Origin of the sequence: Rhodococcus sp. AW25M09, assembly GCF_000333955.1 — a bacterium.
Lineage (GTDB): Bacteria > Actinomycetota > Actinomycetes > Mycobacteriales > Mycobacteriaceae > Rhodococcoides.
The window spans coordinates 65,726-84,901 of the sequence record NZ_CAPS01000120.1 but is presented as its reverse complement, the minus strand read 5'-3'; the positions used below and the strand labels follow the sequence as shown (position 1 = coordinate 84,901).

General features: G+C 64.8%; 18 protein-coding genes. 10 read left to right on the top strand and 8 right to left on the bottom strand.

Annotated features, from left to right (window positions below; translation table 11 throughout):
* The first annotated feature begins 4 nt into the window (after positions 1-4).
* The 3 genes from cydB to RHODMAR_RS22955 are packed head-to-tail and all read left to right on the top strand — an operon-like array spanning position 5 to position 4,306.
* A complete protein-coding gene (gene cydB, locus RHODMAR_RS22965) occupies positions 5-1,081 on the top strand; it encodes a cytochrome d ubiquinol oxidase subunit II (RefSeq protein ID WP_008719413.1) in 1,077 nt (358 codons plus the stop codon).
* The gene (cydD, locus tag RHODMAR_RS22960) at positions 1,078-2,772 is read left to right on the top strand and encodes a thiol reductant ABC exporter subunit CydD (protein WP_008719411.1); all 1,695 of its coding nucleotides are present in this window, start codon (positions 1,078-1,080) and stop codon (positions 2,770-2,772) included. The genes cydB and cydD overlap by 4 nt, the downstream gene beginning before the upstream one ends.
* Positions 2,765-4,306 (top strand): ATP-binding cassette domain-containing protein, encoded by a 1,542-nt coding sequence (locus tag RHODMAR_RS22955; RefSeq protein ID WP_008719409.1) that lies wholly within the window; start codon positions 2,765-2,767, stop codon positions 4,304-4,306. The genes cydD and RHODMAR_RS22955 overlap by 8 nt, the downstream gene beginning before the upstream one ends.
* A 275-nt stretch (positions 4,307-4,581) precedes the next feature.
* Here the strand turns inward: RHODMAR_RS22955 and RHODMAR_RS22950 are convergent, their stop codons facing one another.
* Positions 4,582-5,223 (bottom strand): FABP family protein, encoded by a 642-nt coding sequence (locus RHODMAR_RS22950; protein WP_042940147.1) that lies wholly within the window; start codon positions 5,221-5,223, stop codon positions 4,582-4,584.
* Between the two features lie 387 nt (positions 5,224-5,610).
* On the opposite strand from RHODMAR_RS22950, the gene RHODMAR_RS22940 reads away from it, so the two are divergent.
* A complete protein-coding gene (locus tag RHODMAR_RS22940) occupies positions 5,611-7,203 on the top strand; it encodes a cutinase family protein (RefSeq protein WP_008719405.1) in 1,593 nt (530 codons plus the stop codon).
* A 78-nt stretch (positions 7,204-7,281) separates the two neighbouring features.
* Here the strand turns inward: RHODMAR_RS22940 and RHODMAR_RS22935 are convergent, their stop codons facing one another.
* The 5 genes from RHODMAR_RS22935 to RHODMAR_RS22915 form a co-directional block, all read right to left on the bottom strand.
* Positions 7,282-7,587 carry a DUF1416 domain-containing protein gene (locus RHODMAR_RS22935; protein WP_008719402.1) on the bottom strand — a complete coding sequence of 102 codons (306 nt, stop codon included), beginning with the start codon at positions 7,585-7,587 and terminating at the stop codon, positions 7,282-7,284.
* 1 nt (position 7,588) lies between these two features.
* Positions 7,589-8,425, bottom strand: coding sequence for a sulfurtransferase (locus RHODMAR_RS22930; RefSeq protein ID WP_008719400.1), 837 nt, complete (start codon positions 8,423-8,425; stop codon positions 7,589-7,591).
* Between the two features lie 34 nt (positions 8,426-8,459).
* Complete coding sequence (locus RHODMAR_RS22925; RefSeq protein ID WP_008719398.1) at positions 8,460-8,948, bottom strand: DUF4395 domain-containing protein; 489 nt, start codon at positions 8,946-8,948, stop codon at positions 8,460-8,462.
* A 252-nt stretch (positions 8,949-9,200) separates the two neighbouring features.
* Entirely contained in the window at positions 9,201-9,620 is a 420-nt protein-coding gene (locus RHODMAR_RS22920) for a thioredoxin family protein (RefSeq protein WP_008719395.1), read from the bottom strand.
* Positions 9,617-10,396 (bottom strand): LmeA family phospholipid-binding protein, encoded by a 780-nt coding sequence (locus tag RHODMAR_RS22915; RefSeq protein WP_008719394.1) that lies wholly within the window; start codon positions 10,394-10,396, stop codon positions 9,617-9,619. Before RHODMAR_RS22915 ends, RHODMAR_RS22920 begins: the two co-directional genes overlap by 4 nt.
* Before the next feature lie 130 nt (positions 10,397-10,526).
* Here RHODMAR_RS22915 and RHODMAR_RS22910 point away from each other — a divergent pair, with 130 nt between their 5' ends.
* The 6 genes from RHODMAR_RS22910 (at position 10,527) to pstB (ending at position 16,348) form a co-directional block, all read left to right on the top strand.
* On the top strand, positions 10,527-11,288 hold the full coding sequence (locus tag RHODMAR_RS22910; RefSeq protein WP_008719392.1) for a winged helix-turn-helix transcriptional regulator: 762 nt from the start codon (positions 10,527-10,529) through the stop codon (positions 11,286-11,288).
* The gene (mshD, locus tag RHODMAR_RS22905) at positions 11,289-12,194 is read left to right on the top strand and encodes a mycothiol synthase (protein WP_008719389.1); all 906 of its coding nucleotides are present in this window, start codon (positions 11,289-11,291) and stop codon (positions 12,192-12,194) included. It begins immediately after the preceding gene.
* Positions 12,195-12,394: 200 nt separating this feature from the next.
* On the top strand, positions 12,395-13,495 hold the full coding sequence (gene pstS / locus RHODMAR_RS22900) for a phosphate ABC transporter substrate-binding protein PstS (RefSeq protein ID WP_008719387.1): 1,101 nt from the start codon (positions 12,395-12,397) through the stop codon (positions 13,493-13,495).
* Between the two features lie 90 nt (positions 13,496-13,585).
* Positions 13,586-14,623: a phosphate ABC transporter permease subunit PstC gene (gene pstC, locus RHODMAR_RS22895; RefSeq protein WP_008719385.1), complete on the top strand. Its 1,038-nt coding sequence runs from the start codon at positions 13,586-13,588 to the stop codon at positions 14,621-14,623.
* Positions 14,624-14,626: 3 nt separating this feature from the next.
* Entirely contained in the window at positions 14,627-15,535 is a 909-nt protein-coding gene (gene pstA, locus RHODMAR_RS22890) for a phosphate ABC transporter permease PstA (protein WP_008719383.1), read from the top strand.
* 36 nt (positions 15,536-15,571) lie between these two features.
* Positions 15,572-16,348, top strand: a complete 777-nt coding sequence (gene pstB / locus RHODMAR_RS22885; RefSeq protein ID WP_008719380.1) for a phosphate ABC transporter ATP-binding protein PstB — start codon at positions 15,572-15,574, stop codon at positions 16,346-16,348.
* 142 nt (positions 16,349-16,490) lie between these two features.
* Here the strand turns inward: pstB and phoU are convergent, their stop codons facing one another.
* Positions 16,491-17,165 carry a phosphate signaling complex protein PhoU gene (gene phoU, locus RHODMAR_RS22880; protein ID WP_008719379.1) on the bottom strand — a complete coding sequence of 225 codons (675 nt, stop codon included), beginning with the start codon at positions 17,163-17,165 and terminating at the stop codon, positions 16,491-16,493.
* 66 nt (positions 17,166-17,231) lie between these two features.
* The gene (locus RHODMAR_RS22875; protein ID WP_008719378.1) at positions 17,232-19,166 is read right to left on the bottom strand and encodes an LCP family protein; all 1,935 of its coding nucleotides are present in this window, start codon (positions 19,164-19,166) and stop codon (positions 17,232-17,234) included.
* Between the last annotated feature and the right edge of the window lie 10 nt (positions 19,167-19,176).

Genomic DNA, 19,176 nt, shown 5'->3' with positions numbered 1-19,176 from the left:
GTCAATGTCATTGCCCGAATTCTGGTTCTTCATCATCGCGTTCTTCTTCGTCGGCTATTTCGTGCTGGAAGGCTTCGACTTCGGCGTCGGGATGCTCATGCCCATACTGGGTCGAGATTCAAAGGTCGTTTCGCAGGCTCCACTCCCGGGCAGGCACCCCGATGCAGCAACGGGGGAGAGGCGCAGGCGTGCCGTCCTGAACACGATCGGCCCCGTCTGGGACGGCAACGAAGTCTGGCTCATCACTGCGGGCGGTGCTCTGTTCGCCGCCTTCCCCGAGTGGTACGCGACGTTGTTCTCGGGCTTCTACATTCCGCTGCTGCTGATCCTGGTCGCGCTGATCCTGCGCATCTGCGCCATCGAGTGGCGCGGAAAGATCGACGATCCGGTGTGGCGTAAGCGCTGCGATATCGGCATCGGTATCGGATCGTGGGTTCCGGCGGTGCTGTGGGGCGTCGCCTTCGCCAATATCGTGCGCGGAGTCGCGATAGACGGGAACAAGAAGGTCACCGCGGGATTCTTCGACCTGCTTAACCCGTACGCACTGCTCGGCGGAGCCACCATGGCGTTGGTGTTCGCGCTGCACGGTGCGGTGTTCATCGCGCTCAAGACCTCGGGGGACGTGCACGAGGACTCGGTGAAAATTGCCGCGCGACTGTCGGTTCCGGCAGTACTCGTCGGCGGAGCCTTTGCGCTGTGGACACAACTCGCACACGGAAAGACGTGGACGTGGGCACTCGTCGCCGTGGCAGCGGTGGCCCTGCTTGCCGTCGTCGCACTGACAGTGAAGGTGCGCGAGGGCTGGGCCTTCGTGTTCACCACCGTCGCGATCGTGGCCGTCGTGGCGCTGCTGTTCGCGTCCCTCTTCCCCAACGTCATGCCATCCACGACGGACGCCGCCTTCGATCTCACCATCGCCAACGCGTCGTCCAGTGCGTACACGTTGAAGGTGATGACGTGGGCTGCAGCGTTCGCTGCTCCCGTTGTCATCGGCTACCAGGCCTGGACGTACTGGGTATTCCGGCAACGCATCTCGAGTGCCCACATACCGGACTCGATCGGACTGACGGTCAAGTCGTGACCGCACCCGCTCTTGCGCGTACACCGGCGAAGGGGCCGGTCGATCCGCGGCTGTGGAAGTACTCTCGTTCCGCCCGCGGTTACCTGCTCGCGACGGTCGGGCTGTCGACCGTCGTCACCCTGTGCATCATCGTGGGCGCGCTGACGATCGGACGCATCCTGGCCGGAGTCATCACCGACCCCGCAGCCAGGACGGTATCCGCCTGGACGGCGGAACTGGCCGTGTTGGCGGGTGCGATGGTAGTTCGCGTCCTCGCGACCGGGGCCCAGTCGCGGTACGCACACCGGTCGGCCTCGCGTGTGGTGGCCGAGTTGGAGATCGAAGTACTGACGGCAGCAACTCGTTTCGAGCCCCGAGAGCTCGACGCCGAACGTGAGGAGCTCGCTGTCGTCGTGACCCGCGCCATCGGCGGCCTGCGGGCGTACCTGACCGGCTACTTGCCGGCACTGGTGCTGACCGTCATCGTCACTCCGCTGGTGCTGCTCGTCATCCTCATCCAGGACGTGACGTCGGCGGTCATCATCGCGGTGACCTTGCCGCTCATCCCGATCTTCATGATCTTGATCGGCTTGCTCACCAAGGGACGAGCGGCCGCGACGCTCACCACGATGACCCGGCTGTCCACCCAGCTGCTCGATCTGCTGGCCGGTCTGCCGACTCTGCGCGCGCTGAGGCGCGAACACGGACCCGCCGCTCGTATCCGCGCACTGGGCGACGCCCATCGACGAACGACCATGCGCGCGTTGAAGGTTGCTTTTCTCTCGTCGATGGTTCTCGAATTGCTCGCGACCCTGTGTGTCGCGTTGGTGGCCGTCGGCATCGGGCTGCGTCTGGTGTTCGGGGAGATGACGCTCGAAGCCGGAATCATCGCGTTGATCCTCGCCCCCGAGGTGTACTTCCCGCTGCGCGCCGTCGGCACTCAGTTTCATGCGGCCGAAGACGGTGTCGAGGCCGCGGACCGCGCTTTTCGGGTGCTGGATCGGCGAACGGCCCAGCGGAGCGGTGGCCGAACCGTGGACGCGGAGTCCGCTGATATCGAGCTCGACGGGCTCACCGTCGCGAGTCGGGACGGTGCAGCTCCGGCGGGGCTGACCGCGCTCTGCCGAGCGGGCACCATCACGGTACTGACCGGAGCGAACGGCGCGGGTAAATCGACTGCACTGCATGCGATTCTCGGTGTGGCGACACCCTCCGGAGGTGTGGTTCGAATCGGGGGAGTGCCCGTGGCCGGTCTCGACCTCGAACAGTGGTGGGCGCAGGTCGCGTGGCTACCGCAGCGACCGGTGCTGATCCCAGGCACGATCTACGAGAACGTGACTCTGCATGGCGTTCCCGACGCCGACGCGTTGCACGCAGCGAGCCGCGCTGCCGGATTCGAAGAGGTTCTCCGAGACCATCCGGAGGGCTGGGACACCCGCGTCGGACAGGGTGGGGTCGGGCTCTCCCTGGGCGAGCTGCAGCGTCTGGCACTGACCCGAACATTCGTTTCGGATGCCGCCGTGATGCTGCTCGACGAACCGACCGCACACCTCGATTCGGCGAACGAGAAGACCGTGCTGCAGGCCGTTCGCGGCGCAGCAGACCGAGGTGTCACCGTGATCATGGTCGGTCACCGACGTTCGGTGCTGCACGCAGGCGACCGCATCGTCGAGGTATCCGGAAGTGCGCCCGCGGAGCTGGATCATGTCTGACCTGCGGCGGGCGTTGGCGCTGTTGGAGCTCTCCCCGCGGAGGGTCGCGTCGGCCGTGGCCGCCGGGGTCGCGACGCTCGGTAGCGCATTGGCACTTGCGGCACTGTCGGCGTGGTTGATCACTCGCGCCTGGCAGATGCCGCCGGTGCTCGACCTGTCCGTCGCAGTGGTAGCCGTTCGGGCACTGGGCATTTCGCGCGGTGTATTCCGCTATCTGGAACGTTTGACAACGCACGATGCGGCGCTGCGCGGTACGACGGCAGCGCGCACGAGGATCTACGAGCAGTTGGCGAACGGAAACGGAGGGGTGGCTCTGCGGCGCGGCGACGTTCTGGCCCGCACCGGAGCAGATGTGGACGTGCTCGGCGACGTAGTCGTTAGGGCCGTCGTACCGATCTGTGTGAGCGTGGTGATGATGCTGGCAGCCGTCGGGCTGCTGGCGGGAATCGCGCCGGCTGCCGCGTCGATTCTGGCGGTGGCGTTGCTGATCGCCGGAGTCGGCGCACCGATGCTGGCGACGCGCTCGGCGAAAATCGCCGAGGAAGCCGGTGCCGACGCCGATGCGCGGTTCGCGGAGACAACCGTCCAAGCACTCGACCATGCCCCGGAACTGCGGGTTGCCGGGCGACTCGACGCCGTACTCGCCGAAGCCGCACGCGCAGCAGACGAGTCGGTGATCGCCCGGGATCGTGCCGCTCGGCCGTCGGCTCTGGCCGATGCCGCACTGCCGCTGTCGATCGGGGCCTCGGTGATCGGTTCTCTGCTCGTCGGTATCGGGCTGTACGGACCGGCCGGAGGTACCGCGAGCGGCATGACGCCGATGGCATTGGCGATCATCGTGTTGGTTCCGTTGGCCGCCTTCGAGGCCACTGCGGCGTTGCCCGGTGCTGCCATCGCATTGATGCGCGGACGCATCGCAGCGGGTCGAATCATGACGATGCTCGATGCGGCTCCGCCCCAGTGGTGCGATTATGTGCCCTCTGGGGCACTCGACCGCACCACTGCGCGGAGCGCACTGATCGGGCCCAGCGGATCGGGAAAGACGACGATGCTGCGCGCACTCGCCGAGGAATACGGTTCGGATGCAGCGCTGTTCGCCGAGGACGCGCACCTGTTCGACACCTCGATTCTGGAGAACCTGCGAGTGGTGCGCGGCGACGTCGACGAACAGCAAGCGACGCAGGCACTGCGACGAGTGGGCCTCGGCCGGTGGCTCGACGCGTTACCGCTCGGTGTTCACACCACCCTGGTCGGCGGCGCGAAGGCGGTGTCCGGGGGAGAGCGGCGCAGGCTGTTGCTGGCCCGTGCCCTGCTCAGTAGCGCACCGATCGTGCTGCTGGACGAGCCGACCGAACATCTCGACCAAGTCTCCGGTGAATCGATTCTGCGAGAGCTGCTCACCACCGACGGCGGTCTGTTCGGTGCCGACCGGATCGTGGTGGTCGTCACCCATCAACTGCCGGAGAACACGGACGCTGACCAGGTGATCGATCTCGGCCGCGGCGCCGCCAAAAAACTCTTTGCCGACTCGTGATCTCGGGCGTACGTTGTGAAGTACACGAGAGAGGAGGTGGTCTGAAGTTGTTGAACTCTAGGACGCGTGAGGTGGCTGTCAGCTAGCCGCAATCGCTGACGGATTCACTGCGAAGACCGCGCGAGCGGCAGGCGAATCCCAGGCAGCTACCCGGCCCCCGAGCCCCCGACCTGTCCGGTCGGGACCTGAAAGCAGGTATGGCTCGGGGGCCGTTCGCATGCAAGAACGATCCGGATGCAATTAACCATCCGCATGCAGTACGAGAAGTGAGTTGCTCAGCCGATGTAGCGAGCCAGGCGCGCGGACAAGCGCGGGGCGAGTGGGCCGTCGGCGACGACGCGTTCCTCGACGTACGCGAGGTCTCCGCCTTCGACGATTCCGTAGAGCCGCCGTGCACCGCCCACGAGTGCACCGGACGTGCTGCGGATGACGACGTCGGTGGCGAGTTCCCACGAGGACTTGGTGAGTGCGTGTCCGTAATACAGCTCGACGACGCCGGTGCTGTGAGTCAGTAGGAGTTCGACTACCTCTTCGTCCTCGGAACCCTTGACACCGTGGCCACCGCTGACGCGCCAGAATCCGGTTTCGCGCAGGTCTGGGTGAGCGTAGTTACCGTCGGAGTCCAGACGCCACGAGCGCGATTCCCAGCTCAGGTAGCTGCCGCCATCGTGGGTGATGACGATTTGCTGACCGAAGGGGTAGTCGGTGCCCGACTCGGGGTCGTGGCCCTCTCCCTGCCCGCGCCACACACCGACAAGAGGGAGCAGCGCCAGCATCGACGGGTGAAGATCGGGGCCCAGGCGGAGGTTGGCCGTGTCGTCGGGGTGCGGGATGTCCGGCAGCACCGGAACATTCCGAGACGACGCCTCGGCGAACTTCTGCTCGGCAGCCGCTATCGCTTCGTCACCACTGGTGATGGGGGCGTTGCGTCCCTCGTCAGCGTCGCGTCCGTCGTCAGCATTGCCGGAATCTGTCACGACTCGTCGTTGACCAGTCGGTAGACGACGTACAGCGAGAACGCGATGATGGCAATTGCCGCAAGTACCAGCAATACCTCGAAGAAGATGACCACGAGTGCGAGTTTAACCCGCCTCGTTTCCCACCGAGAACAGCGGCCCGAATCCGGACTGTGTCATTGGTGACATCTCACCGAGTTCGGGGTCCGAGTGCGCCGGATCACCCGTAACTGACAGCGATATTGTCGCGAGCAGGTACCTTCTTCGGGGGGCGTCGGGCGCTCGACAGCGACACAGCCGACGTTTTCACTGTGCACTGTCTCGAAGGCTGGGGAGGTCTCCGCAAAAATGCTGCGTCGTAAACGGGCTCTGACATCGTCGTTCGGATCCGTTCTGTTCAGGTCGGCGCTCGTCGCGCTGACGTTTGCGCTCGCCGCTCCTGCAGCCGCGCTCGCCGCTCCGGATTCGGGATCTGCCGAATCCGGGTCGGCCGATTCCGGGTCTGCCGATTCGGGGTCTGCGGACACCGGGTCTTCCCAGGGGCCGAACATCGACCCCAACAACTATGCGCAGGACTGCCCTGACGTACTGCTTCTCGCAGTCTCGGGTGCCACCGACTCGGACTCCGGTCGCAACCCGCTGAACGAAATTTCGTCCACGGTTGCCTCGAACTGGGTCGGCAACGTCACGGTTCCGGTCGGTGAGGCGAACGCGGACAGTCCCGGCACGGTGGGCTGGCTCTACGTCCCGTACGCGTCGACGTACGGAGTCGGTTTTCTGGACGACGTATCCACGTATCAGCAATCGATCGCAGAAGGCGTTGCCACGACCAATCGCTTGATGGACGAGTACAAGACCAAGTGCGGAGACAAGACGAAATTCGCGCTTCTCGGGTACAGCGTCGGCGGCGAGGTGCTCGATCGGCTCGCCCTCGAGTTGGGCCATCGCGACTCGAATGCACTGGTCACTGCCGACGACATCGCGGGCGTGATCATGGTCGGATCGCCTTACCGTCCGGCCGGTGTGCCGAATTTCGGCGACGAGCCCGGTGAGTCGCTCGGCGGGTTCATGGACCAGTCGCCCCGGGATTACGGTGCGCTGAACGACAAGGTCACCTGGTCGTGCCGACCCTACGACCTCGCGTGCGACGCTCCGGACAAGATCGAGTTTCTGCAACTGGCTCTGGAGATCATCTCTCAGATGCGGCTGACGCTGCTGAATCCGGTGCAGTCGGTGGCCGACTTCGCCCGTGTCGTGACGACGATTGCCACGCGCGCGATCGTCGATATTGCAACCGACAAGTCCTGGCTCGAATCCGACGAGACGCTGCTTCAGGTTCTGGTGAAGGTGGCGGACGTGGACTACACGGTTGCCGATCAGCAGGCGGCGGCAGCTCTCACACCGGATCAGTTGCTGGCCGATCTGAACTGGGCGATCGGGCCAGGTGCCGAGACCGTGAAAGCCAAGTTGCGGGCCGAGAGCGTGGGCCTGGAGGAGAACAACAAGGGCATCGTCGACGTCGTGCTCGGGCCCTACCTTGCGCTCGGCTTCCTGCAGCATCTGTCGTACTGGTACAACGATCCGAACGACGGCTTCGAGTGGGAGAGCGAGAAGATGGTCGCCTGGGTGACCGATCTTGCGCGCACCGAACGTGAGAAGAACGAGGCGCCCGCGCCCGCTCCCGAGACGAGCGCACCGGCGACTCCTGCCCCCGAGCCCGCACCGGAGCTCGCACCGGAGCTCGCACCCGAGCCCGCACCGGAGCTCGCACCGGAGCTCGCACCCGAGCCTCGACTGCTGCCGGAGCCGGGAACGGTCACCCGAGTGAGCGATCTCGGTGCGTTCCTCGAATCACAAGGCATTCCGCTGCCACCCGGGATGTTCCCGCCGCAGTACTCCACCGTTCCCGAGCGCACCACCGAAGCGCCCGTGCCCAACTGAGTCCGTCGAGCAGAACAGAAGAACCCCGCACCTGCCAACAGGTGCGGGGTTCTTCTCTATCCGAGACGGACTGTGAAATCAGACTCCGACGGTGACGTCCGCCGAGTGCACGCCTGCGCCCTCGGGAGTGATGACGGTGTCGCCGTTGCCAGAGGCGGACAGAGCGCGCAGCGTCCACTGTCCGGGAGCTGCGAAGAACCGGAAGTCTCCGGTGCCCGATGCGACGACCTCGGCGGTGAATTCGCCGGTGCCGTCCAGTAAGCGCACGAAGGCACCGGCTACCGGCTCACCGTCGCCGGCCAGGACGCGGCCGGTGATGACCGTTTCCTTCTCGACGTCGACGCCTGCGGGGATGGTCTGGCCCTGTACGGGTGCTCCACACATATCAGTGAACCTCCAACTCGATCGGCGCTCCGACGAGGGAGCCGTATTCGACCCAGCTGCCGTCGTAGTTCTTGACGTCTTCCTTGCCGAGCAGCTCCTTGAGGACGAACCAGGTGTGGCTCGAACGCTCACCGATGCGGCAGTAGGCGATGGTCGCCTTGTCGTCGTCGTAGCCCTTGGCCTTGTACAGCTCTTCGAGTGCGTCGTCGGACTTGAACGTGCCGTCCTCGTTGGCGGTGGTGCTCCACGGGATGTTGATCGCCGACGGCACATGGCCGCGCTGCTGAGCCTGTTCCTGCGGCAGATGAGCGGGAGCGAGAATCTTGCCGGAGAACTCGTCGGGCGAACGCACGTCGATCAGGTTCTTGTTGCCGATGGCGTCGATGACCTCGTCGCGGAATGCGCGGATCGACAGGTCGGGAGTGGCGGCACGGTACTGCGTGGTCTCACGGCTGACGACGCCGTTCGACAGCGGGCGTCCGTCGAGTTCCCACTTCTTGCGGCCACCGTCGATCAGCTTGACGTCCTGGTGGCCGTACAGCTTGAAGTACCAGTATGCGTAGGCAGCGAACCAGTTGTTGTTTCCGCCGTACAGCACGATGGTGTCGTCGTTGCTGATTCCCTTGGCCGACAGCAGATCCGAGAACTGCTCCTGGCCCAGGAAGTCGCGGCGAACCGGGTCCTGCAGATCCTTGCGCCAGTCGAGCTTGACCGCACCTTCGATATGTCCGCCGTCGTAGGCGCTGGCGTCTTCGTCGACCTCGACGAAGACGGTCTTCGGTGTGTTCAGGTTCTGCTCGGCCCAGTCGGCAGAGACCAGGACGTCGGAGCGAGCCATGGTGTTCCTTTCGGTGTTCGGATCGGTAAGGAGGTCAGGATGCGGTGCGCTGGGTGCCGCGCAGCCGCGCCGCGAGGGGGTAGAGCATGCAGCCGAGGCAGACCGCGAATGCGGCGTTGAGGAAAGCCGCGAACAAGGCGAAGCCTGCCGCGACGGTGCCGACAGTGGGAGCGCCCAGCGCGAAGCCGAGAACTCCCGCGGCGGCGAACGCGAAACCCACCACCTGAGCGAACTTCAACGGAGCCACCGGCTCGCGCTCGCTCGTCGGGGAGAGTCGCGGAGCGACGAATGTCGCGTAGATCGTGCCGTACGGACTGTGCTTGGGTCCGCGGACGGCTCCGATTGCGAACACTGTTGCCTGAAGCCCGAGCAGGATCGCCGCCGCGGGGACCGAGAACGTGGTCAGGAGGAGGACGGCGACCAGAACGGCGGTGGTGATCCATGCTGCGAAGCGGGGACCGCGAACGTCGACCTGGTCGATCGTGGTGGATTCGGTGATGGTGCGGGTGTCGGATGTCGACATCGAGAAGTACTCCTGTGCGGGACCGGAGCACGCCGCATCGGCAGTGCTCGGACGTGGATTCCTAGCTGGGGACCGGCATCACGCATGGGCGTGGCGGCGCGAGGAAATCAGCAGCAGCGACAGCAACAACCGCCCAGTCGGCACAGATCAACCGTGCGTCGACTGGTGAGCATCAGCTCGCGGCGTGAGAACACGAAGAGCATCGTACCCTCTACCAGCGACGCGTCGGACCGCCGGTCCGGGCAGGTTCGATCAGAGGGCGTCGAGCGCAGACCGCAGGGCCGCAGCCGACGGCACCCCCGCGATTCTGGAGCGCCGCCGCAGTTCGCTGTCGAGCACGAACGTGGTGGGCAACGACAGCACGCCGAGTTCGCGAGCGAGAACCGGATGGGCGTCGATGTCGAGTTCCACTTCGCGGGCTCCACTGCGGCCGTCGAGTACCTGTCCGACGACGCGTCGCACGGCGGCGCACGGACCACACCAGTCCGCCGAGAAGTGCAGCACTGTTGCGCCGTCCGTCGTGACGCCCGCCTCGAGCAGTAGCGGGCGGAGAGCGTCGGTCTCGGAATCGGTGTTTCGCACGTCCCGCACGCTGCCCGATCGGCTGCGTAGGAAGAATCCGGTAGCGACAGCAAGGATCGCCACGACCGCCAGGACTGTGATACCTGTCACGGCTTCTCGATTTCGTTGAGGTCGATGGTCACGTTCTCGCCCGAGCCCTCGACGACGATTTGCGAACCCTCCGCGTACACGTCCGTCGGACGAAGTCCGAACGGCAGACTCTGGCTCTCGATGGTCTTGGTGAACAGTCCGAGCACCGTGGGTTTGGCGAAGTCCGGAATCGTGAAATCCGCCTTCCCTTCGGGGCCGAAGTAGAAGTCCGTCGCCACGATCGCCACGCTGTCTCCTTCGAGCAACAGATCGGCCTGCACGCTCACTGTGGTTTGCAGGGGGCCGACCGGAACCGTTCCGGTCAGCACGACGCCCCCGGTTGTGGTCTTGCCCGAACCGCCGGAGCCGCCCGTCCCGTCGGACTTGTCGGCCGGCGGCGCAGAAACCTGCAGGTCGACGATGCCGAGGAACTGGCCGAGGTCGGTCGCCTCGATGCGGACGCGGCCGTCGAGCTCGTCGACGGGGATCTCCCGGACGTTGTTGTTCATCAAGTCGGGCAGGGCGATGTGCACGCCGCGAAGATTGGCCTCGATCGTCGTCGAACCGACGTACTCGGTCGGTACGTCCTGGGCTCGAATTTCGATGTTCTGGTAGCGCCCGTTCGCTGCCTGGGTCAGGAACGGAAAGCCGTGCACGATCACCTGGGGGTCCGAGTTGAGCTCCCCGCCTGCGCGGATCGCGCGTGAGACTCGGTATTCCGAGTAGGCCGCAGCGCCGAAATCCACCACGAGCGCGAGGGCCAGCAGGCTGACGAGTCCGATGAGAAGTGTGCGCACGAGTCCATTGTGACCGACACATTGCGTACTGCCCGCTTCGGCCGGATGAATGAGCAAGCTAGTCTGTGTGCTTGATGATCTCTCCAATCCAGCCTGGGCTGGACCGGCCAGCAGTAAGAACGGAGACGCAGTGGAGCTCCTACTACTGACCTCCGATCCCAATCCGGAGGGTGTTCTGCCTTCGCTCGCTCTCCTGGCGCATCACGTCCGCCCGGTGCCCACCGAGGTGTCCTCGCTTCTCGAGGCGGGTTCGGCCGACGTCGCGCTGGTCGACGCCCGCACGGATCTGGCTGCGGCGCGCGGTCTGTGTCGCCTGCTGGGCAGTACCGGATCTGCCATCCCCGTCGTCGCAGTGCTCACCGAAGGTGGGCTGGTCGCGGTGAACTCGGACTGGGGTCTGGACGACATCCTGCTTCCCGGTACCGGACCGGCGGAGCTGGACGCGCGATTGCGACTGCTGGTCGGTCGCAGCGGCGGTGTTGCGAGCCCGGAGGCCTCGGGCAAGATCACGCTCGGCGAACTGGTCATCGACGAGGGCACGTACACCGCACGACTGCGAGGGCGTCCGCTCGATCTGACCTACAAGGAATTCGAGCTGCTCAAGTATCTGGCTCAGCACGCGGGCCGGGTGTTCACCCGTGCGCAGCTGCTGCAGGAAGTATGGGGTTACGACTTCTTCGGTGGCACGCGCACCGTCGACGTCCATGTTCGACGCCTTCGCGCCAAACTGGGCACCGAGTACGAGTCGCTGATCGGCACCGTGCGCAACGTGGGATACAAGGCGGTCCGGCCCGCACGCAACGCCAAGGGCGGTCTCACCTCCGCAGACGCCGTGGGGGAGGACTCCGACGATTCGGATTTCGAGTTCGAGCAGCAGAGTACGCTCTCGTAGATGAATTCGGATATTGCGTTCCACGTCCATCCGATCGACGGCAACGCACCGTCTTCCAGCGTTTCTCGCGAGATTCACCAGATCCTCGCTCGTGCAACAGAAGTCGATGGAACTGCTCCCCTCTCGGAACAGGCAGTGAAAGCAGTCGACGCAGGCGAGGAGGTCGTTCGCCTGGTCGCCACCGAGAGTGATCGCGTTCTCGGATACGTCGCAATCGCCGACGGCATGGCCGAGGCAGTCGTCGATCCCGAGTCCCGTGGCCGCGGTGTCGGTCGCGAATTGGTTTCTCGCGCACTCGATGTCGGCTCCGACACGCGAATCTGGGCACACGGTAACTTGCCCGCGGCGCAGTCCGTCGCGGCGCGTCTGGAGCTGCACGTGGTTCGGGAGCTACTGCAGATGCGTCGGGCAGCGGCCGGGCCGGAGCTGCCGGATGTCGTTGTACCGGACAGTATCTCGCTGCGAACGTATCGCGGCCATCAGGACGATGCCGAGCTGTTGCGCGTCAACAACGCGGCGTTCTCCTGGCACCCCGAACAGGGCGGTTGGACCGATCGCGACATCGCCGCGCGACGAGACGAATCGTGGTTCGATCCGGCGGGCTTGTTCCTGGCGTTCGAGGCGGACAGCGACCGGTTGCTCGGGTTCCACTGGACCAAGGTCCACCCTGCCCAAGGATCGGAACCGGCCATCGGTGAGGTCTACGTCGTCGGAATCGATCCGCAGTCACAGGGCCGCGGTCTCGGTCGAATATTGACGCTGGCCGGCCTGCACTACCTCCACAGTCGCGAATTGAGCCAGGTCATGCTGTACGTCGAGGCGGACAACACTGCGGCGGTCCATACCTACACCAAGCTCGGGTTCGGGAACTACCACGTGGATGCGGCGTACGCGCGCGGCGTCTGAACGGACATTTCGACGGCGGTGTTCATCTTCCGTTCACCTTCTCGGGGGTAAACGTCCACCGCCTACCCCTACCTTTCTCCATGGGCGGCAACCTACGCCGCCTGGTGCGAGGTTCTTGTCGAGCCGGCACCCACACAGCCACAGCTCACCCGTACCGGGTCGAGCAGTGGACACGGCCCAAGATTCCTCGGAGGAAACAGGTGAACCTCAAGCGCAACGGTGCTCTCATGAGTGCAGTGGCCATCAGTGCCATGTTGCTGACCGCATGCGGTAGTGACGCGAACGTCGCAACCACGGACGGCGCATCCGACTCCTCGGCGACCTGCGAAGGCAAATCCCCGCTCACCGGCGAAGGCTCCTCTGCTCAGCAGAACGCAATGTCCAACTTCACCTCGATCTACTCCGGCGTGTGTGCCGGTAAGGCAGTGGAGTACACCACCAGTGGTTCGGGTAACGGCCGCACGCAGTTCGTCGCCGGCCTCGTCGACTTCGCCGGATCCGACTCGGCGATCAAGGACGATCAGGCTGCTCAGGCAGCCGTCCGTTGCGACAACAACCCGGCATGGAACCTGCCCCTGGTCTTCGGGCCGGTCGCCGTGGCCTACAACCTCGACGGTGTCGACAAGGTAGTGCTCAACCCGGACGTCATCGCGCAGATGTTCACCGGCAAGATCACCACCTGGAACGATCCGGCGATCGCCGCGCTCAACGAGGGCGTATCGCTGCCGTCCACGGCCGTCACTCCGGTCTACCGGTCCGATTCCTCGGGTACCAGCGACAACTTCCAGCGCTTCCTCGCGGCGTCCGCGCCGGGGGCCTGGACCCTCGATCACAGCTCCGACTGGGCCGGCGGCGTCGGTGAGGGTGCCAACGGATCCTCGGGTGTCGCCCAGGCTGTTTCTGCCACCCCCGGCTCGATCACCTACGTCGAGAAGGGCTTCGCCGATCAGGAGAGCCTCGGCACCGCCGACATCGACTTCGGCAACGGACCGGTGGAGCTGACCAGCGAAACCGCAGGCAAGGCCATCGACGAAGCCACGTTCTCCGGCGAGGGCAACGACCTGGTCATCGACATCGACGCGCTGTACGCCAGCAACGATGCCGACACGTACCCGCTCGTTCTCGGCACCTACGAGATCGTCTGCTCCGCAGGCTACGACGCCGAGACCTCGGCCGCAGTCAAGTCGTTCCTGAACAGTGCAGCCAACGAAGGTCAGCAGGGCCTCGAGGAAGCCGGCTACGTGCCGCTCCCCGATTCCTTCAAGGAACGCCTGCTCACCGCTGTCGAAGCAATCGCCTGATTCGATGAGACGTAATCTTGCTTCGGCTCGCGTGACCACGCGGGCCGAAGCAAGACCGTCCTCGACCACCACAACGAGACAGTGAGCGGTATGAGCGACACCCACTCGATCACCGGTATCCCCTCAGCGGCTAGCGTGCCCACCACAGGTGCCGCCCACGACCCGGAAGAACCACAATTGTCAGACAAGAAAACGTCGGGAAACGTCACTCGTCCCGGTGACCGGATCTTTTCCGGCCTGGCCACGGGCTCGGGCATCTTCATCATCGCCTTGATTGCCGCTGTCGGAATCTTCCTTCTCTGGCGTGCGATTCCCTCACTGTCGAACAACACGGTCAACTTCTTGACCTACAACGGTCAGTGGGACACCTCGAACACCTCCGCCATGGTGTTCGGTGTACTCGACCTGTTCCTGGTCACCGTCACCGTGTCTCTGTTCGCGCTGATCCTGGCGATGCCTGTTGCGCTCGGTATCGCGATCTACCTGACCAACTACGCACCCAAGCGAGTCGCAGGACCGCTCGGCTACGTCATCGACCTGCTCGCGGCAGTCCCGTCGATCGTCTTCGGCCTCTGGGGCCTGTACGTCCTCGCCCCTGCCATCAGCCCGTTCGCGGAATGGCTCAACTCCTCGTTGAGTTGGTTCCCGCTGTTCAGTACCGGCTCGGTCTCCATTGCCGGTGGCGGCACCATCTTCACCGGCGGCATCGTGCTCGCGGTGATGATCCTGCCGATCATCGCTGCCGTCACCCGCGAGGTGTTCATTCAGACCCCGAAGGGTCAGGTCGAAGCGGCGCTGGCTCTCGGTGCCACCCGCTGGGAGGTCGTGCGCACCACGGTCATCCCGTTCGGTAAGTCCGGCTTCGTCTCGGGTTCGATGCTCGGTCTCGGCCGCGCGCTCGGTGAGACCATCGCGCTCTACATCATCATTCGCAGCACCCAGGTGACGTTCGGTGGGTCCCTGTTCGACGGCGGATCGACCTTCGCCACGAAGATCGCGCTGGCCGCAGGCGAGTTCAACAACCCGCTGCAGGCCGGTGCCTACATCGCCGCGGGTCTGGTGCTGTTCATCCTGACCTTCGTCGTCAACGCCGGTGCCCGCGCCGCCATCGCCGGAAAGAAGGACTGACCCATGACCGCAACCATGGACAAGCCCGTCAAGGAACCCACGTTCCAGGGCGTCAGCGCTCGCCGCAAGGCCGCCAACCTGTCGGCGACGATCCTCGTCGCCCTCTCGGTGCTGGTCGCACTGGTACCGCTGATCTGGGTTCTCTACACCGTGGTCTCGCGCGGACTGTCGGCCGTCGTCGCGCCGGAATGGTGGCAGAACTCGCAGGCCGGCATCACCCAGTTCATCGCCGGCGGCGGTGCCTACCACGCGATCGTCGGTACCCTCCTACAAGGACTGTTCTGCGCCGTCATCTCCATCCCGATCGGCATCTTCGTCGCCATCTACCTCGTCGAGTACGGCCCGGGCACAAGACTGGCCAAGGTGACGACCTTCATGGTCGACATTCTCACCGGAGTCCCGTCCATCGTCGCGGCCCTGTTCATCTACGCGCTGTGGATCGCCACGTTCGGATTCCAGCGTTCCGGCCTTGCTGTCGCCTTCGCCCTGGTGCTGTTGATGATCCCCGTGATCGTGCGCTCGGCCGAGGAAATGCTGCGAATCGTCCCGCAGGACCTGCGCGAAGCGTCCTACGCGCTGGGTGTGCCCAAATGGAAGACCATCGCCAAGATCGTCATCCCGACGGCGCTGTCCGGCATCGTCACCGGCATCATGCTCGCTCTGGCCCGAGTGATGGGTGAGACGGCACCGGTGCTCATCCTGGTGGGATCCGCCACCGCCATCAACTTCAACATCTTCGAGGGGCCGCAGACGTCACTGCCGCTCATGATGGTCGACCTGCAGAAAGCAGGAACCGGCGTGCTCACCGCTGAGCGCATGTGGGGAGCAGCCCTGACGCTGATCCTGATCGTCGCAATACTCAACATCGGCGCGAAGTTGGTCTCGAAGTTCTTCTCGCCCAAGAGCTTCTGACCACCCGACTCCAGCGAATTCTAAGGAACGAAGAACATGGCAAAGCGTCTCGATCTCAAAGACGTCAACATCTACTACGGCAAGTTCCATGCCGTCTCCGACGTCACTCTGGCCGTGCCTCCGCGCAGCGTCACCGCGTTCATCGGACCGTCCGGATGCGGTAAGTCCACCGTCCTGCGTTCGCTCAACCGCATGCACGAGGTCACCCCCGGTGCCCGCGTCGAGGGCTCGGTGCTGCTCGACGGCGAAGACATCTACGGCAGCGATGTCGACCCGGTCGGCGTGCGTCGCACCATCGGCATGGTCTTCCAGCGCCCCAACCCGTTCCCCACGATGTCGATCAAGGACAACGTCGTCGCAGGCCTGAAGTTGCAGGGTGGCCGCGGCAAGAAGGAGCTCGACGAGATCGCCGAACGCTCACTCAAGGGCGCCAACCTCTGGAAAGAGGTGAAGGATCGCCTCGACAAGCCCGGCGGCGGACTCTCCGGCGGTCAGCAGCAGCGTCTGTGCATCGCGCGCGCGATCGCGGTCTCGCCCGACGTGCTGTTGATGGACGAGCCGTGCTCGGCTCTGGACCCCATCTCCACCCTCGCCATCGAGGACCTGATCCAGGAACTCAAGCAGGACTTCACGATCGTCATCGTCACGCACAACATGCAGCAGGCCGCACGTGTGAGTGATCAGACCGGCTTCTTCAACCTCGAGGCGACCGGCAGGCCCGGCAAGCTCATCGAGATCGACGACACCGAGAAGATATTCTCCAATCCGACGCAGAAGGCCACCGAGGACTACATCTCCGGCCGCTTCGGATAAGTCGCACCTCTCCGAGAGAAAAAGAACCCCCGCCGAGCGAGTGCTCGACGGGGGTTCTTCGCTGTGCGTGTCTGCCACTGCTGTCCCGAAGCGGACGTCGGGTAGCGCTGCTGCTGCGCAGCGCTACCCGACGAGGGTGGTCTTACGAGGTCGGAATGTTGTTGTGACCGAGGTCGACCGGTAGCTCTCCGGTCACCAGGAAGATCACGCGGCGGCCTACCTCGACGGCGTGGTCGGCGAATCGCTCGTAGAAGCGACCCAGCAGGGTCACGTCCACCGCGGCGGCGACGCCGTGGCTCCACTCGCGGTCCATCAGCACCGTGAAGAGGTGACGGTGCAGATCGTCCATCGCCTCGTCCTCCTCCTGCAGCTTCGCAGCGCGCTCGGGATCGCGGGTCTCGAGTACCTCGCGGGCCGAAGCGCCGATCTGAACGGCGAGGCGACCCATCTCGGCGAAGTAGCCGTTGACGACCTCGGGAAGGGCGTGGTTCGGGTGCCTGCGGCGGGTGATCTTGGCGACGTGCAGTGCGAGAGCGCCCATCCGGTCGATGTCGGCAACGATCTGGATGCCGGCCACCACCGAACGGAGATCGCCTGCGACCGGAGCCTGCAGGGCGAGAAGCGTGAAGGCCTTCTCCTCGCACACCGCGCTCAGCTCGGTGATCTTGTCGTGCTCGGAAATGACCTGCTCGGCGAGAACCAGGTCTGCTTGGAGGAGTGACTGAGTGGCCTTTTCCATAGCCGCTCCAGCCAGGCTCGCCATTTCTCCGAGGAGATCGGCAAGCTCGTTCATCTGTTCGTTGTAGGCGACGCGCATGAGCGCAGTTTAGTCGGTCACACTGACGCGTTTCCTGTCCCGAAGGTTAACGGAGCATGAATGCACTCAGGCGCACGTGTCGTCGGCGGCATTGGTGAAGGAAAGATTCTCCGGCAGGGGCGCGCTCTCGGTCGTACCTTCCACCTGAGTGGGATCGATCTGTGTCCCGAACGCCGTCGGGTACTGGGTGTATCCCGCATAGTTGGAGCCGAGTACCACCTCGACGACGTTGTTCAGGCTCGGAGCCAGTTCGATCGCTGCACCGGGTATCGCCGACGCGACAGTCGCCGCGGCCGCTTCCTGATCCGGCGAGTAGCGGACGACGGTTTGGGCGGCGGAGCCGGAGAAGTTTCCTACCGTCAGGATCTGGAAACCGTAGGTTGCAAGCTCGTCGGCCGCAGTTTGGGCCATACCGGCGATGTCGGACGCATTGGACACCTGAAGGGACACAGTCCCTGGTTCGACGGCCAACAGCGGTGCGTCGGGCGCAGGGGCGGCGGCCGAGGGTTCGGGGGTCACCGGCTCCGCGCGTTCTTCTCCCGGTAGTGGGTCGTCGTCGATGATCGCCTGGAAGATGGCACCGATTGCGTCGTCGTTGGGAATCTCGTTGCCGTAGTCGTTGGTTCCGGTGGTGGGGATGGTGAGGAACGTGACGGCGCCCGCGTCCACATTCTGCAGCGAGCGTCCCAGCGTGACCAGGTCCGAAGTCTTGACGTTCTCGACGAACGTGTCCGAAGTGAAGGCGTTGACGAAGCCGTTCAATTTGCCCGGATCGAGTAGAACCTTGTTCGACAGAGCCGACCGCAGTAGGGACGAGAGGAACCGCTGCTGGCGTTTGATGCGTCCGTAATCGCCGTTGCCCTCGGACTCGACATTGCGTGCCCGAACGTAGTCGAGTGCGGTGTGACCGTCGATGCGTTGGGTACCGGGGTTGGGAAGGACGTCACCGAGTTCGTAGTCGATCAACGGTTGCGCGGTACAGACCTCGACGCCGCCGACCTCGTTGACCATCGACTCGAATCCGGCGAAGTCCATTCCGACGAAGTGTCCGATGCGCAGACCCGAAATCTTCTGGATGGTCTTGACCAGGCACTTGGGTCCGCCGAGCGCATAGGTTGCGTTGAGTTTGTCGCCGTACGCCTCGGGAAACATCTCACCGGTGTAGGTGTTGGTTTCGTTGTCGAACTGCTCGCACACCGGCCGCGTCACGTCCAGGTCACGAGGGAACGAGACGGCCACCACGCGACTGCGATCGGCCGGAATGTTGACCAGCATGACGGTGTCCGAGCGGGATCCTTCGGCATCGGCGACGGTGCCCGCTCCCACCTGTCCGCTGGCGCCGGCGCGGGTGTCGGTGCCCACGATCAGATAGGTCTCGTCGCCGTACTGACCGGCGGCGTCGACGACGTCTGCCGAGTCCGGATCGAGCGCAGCGACCTGTAGAAATCCCTGGTCGGTGTTCCGCAGGTAACCCCAGACCACTCCGGTCAGTGCTACCGCCAGGATCGCGATCACCGAGACCAGGCTGCGGCCTATCACCCGTAATCGACGGCGTCGTCGTACCCGGCTCAAGGCCAACCTCGTCAGCGCCGGGCGGTCCTGGGCGGGCGCACCCACCGGTTCCGGTACCGCATGCGGCGGCGTCGGCGGTACGGCCGGCGCGGGCGGGGGAGTGGAGTCGGTGATCGGCGCGATGACCTCGGTGGGTTCCTCGACCGGCGGGCGTTCGGCAGGTACCCGTCGAATCGATCCGGACTTCGACATCTTGTCCACCAACTCGGCGACCGAGACGGTGTCGGCATTACGCGGCGATCGTTTCCCGAGCCTGCCGCTGTCGCCGGGCTCGGGTGGTTCCTGATCTGGCGCGGCGGGGGTGTCGGAGCGCGGTCGGCGCTGCCCCGAACGCCCGACTGCGTCGGTTTGTCCGATCGAAGACAGCGGGCGCTCCCATGGGGCGCGACGCTCGGGCATGGACGGGCCCGACACTCGATCGTCTCCCACGAATTCGAAC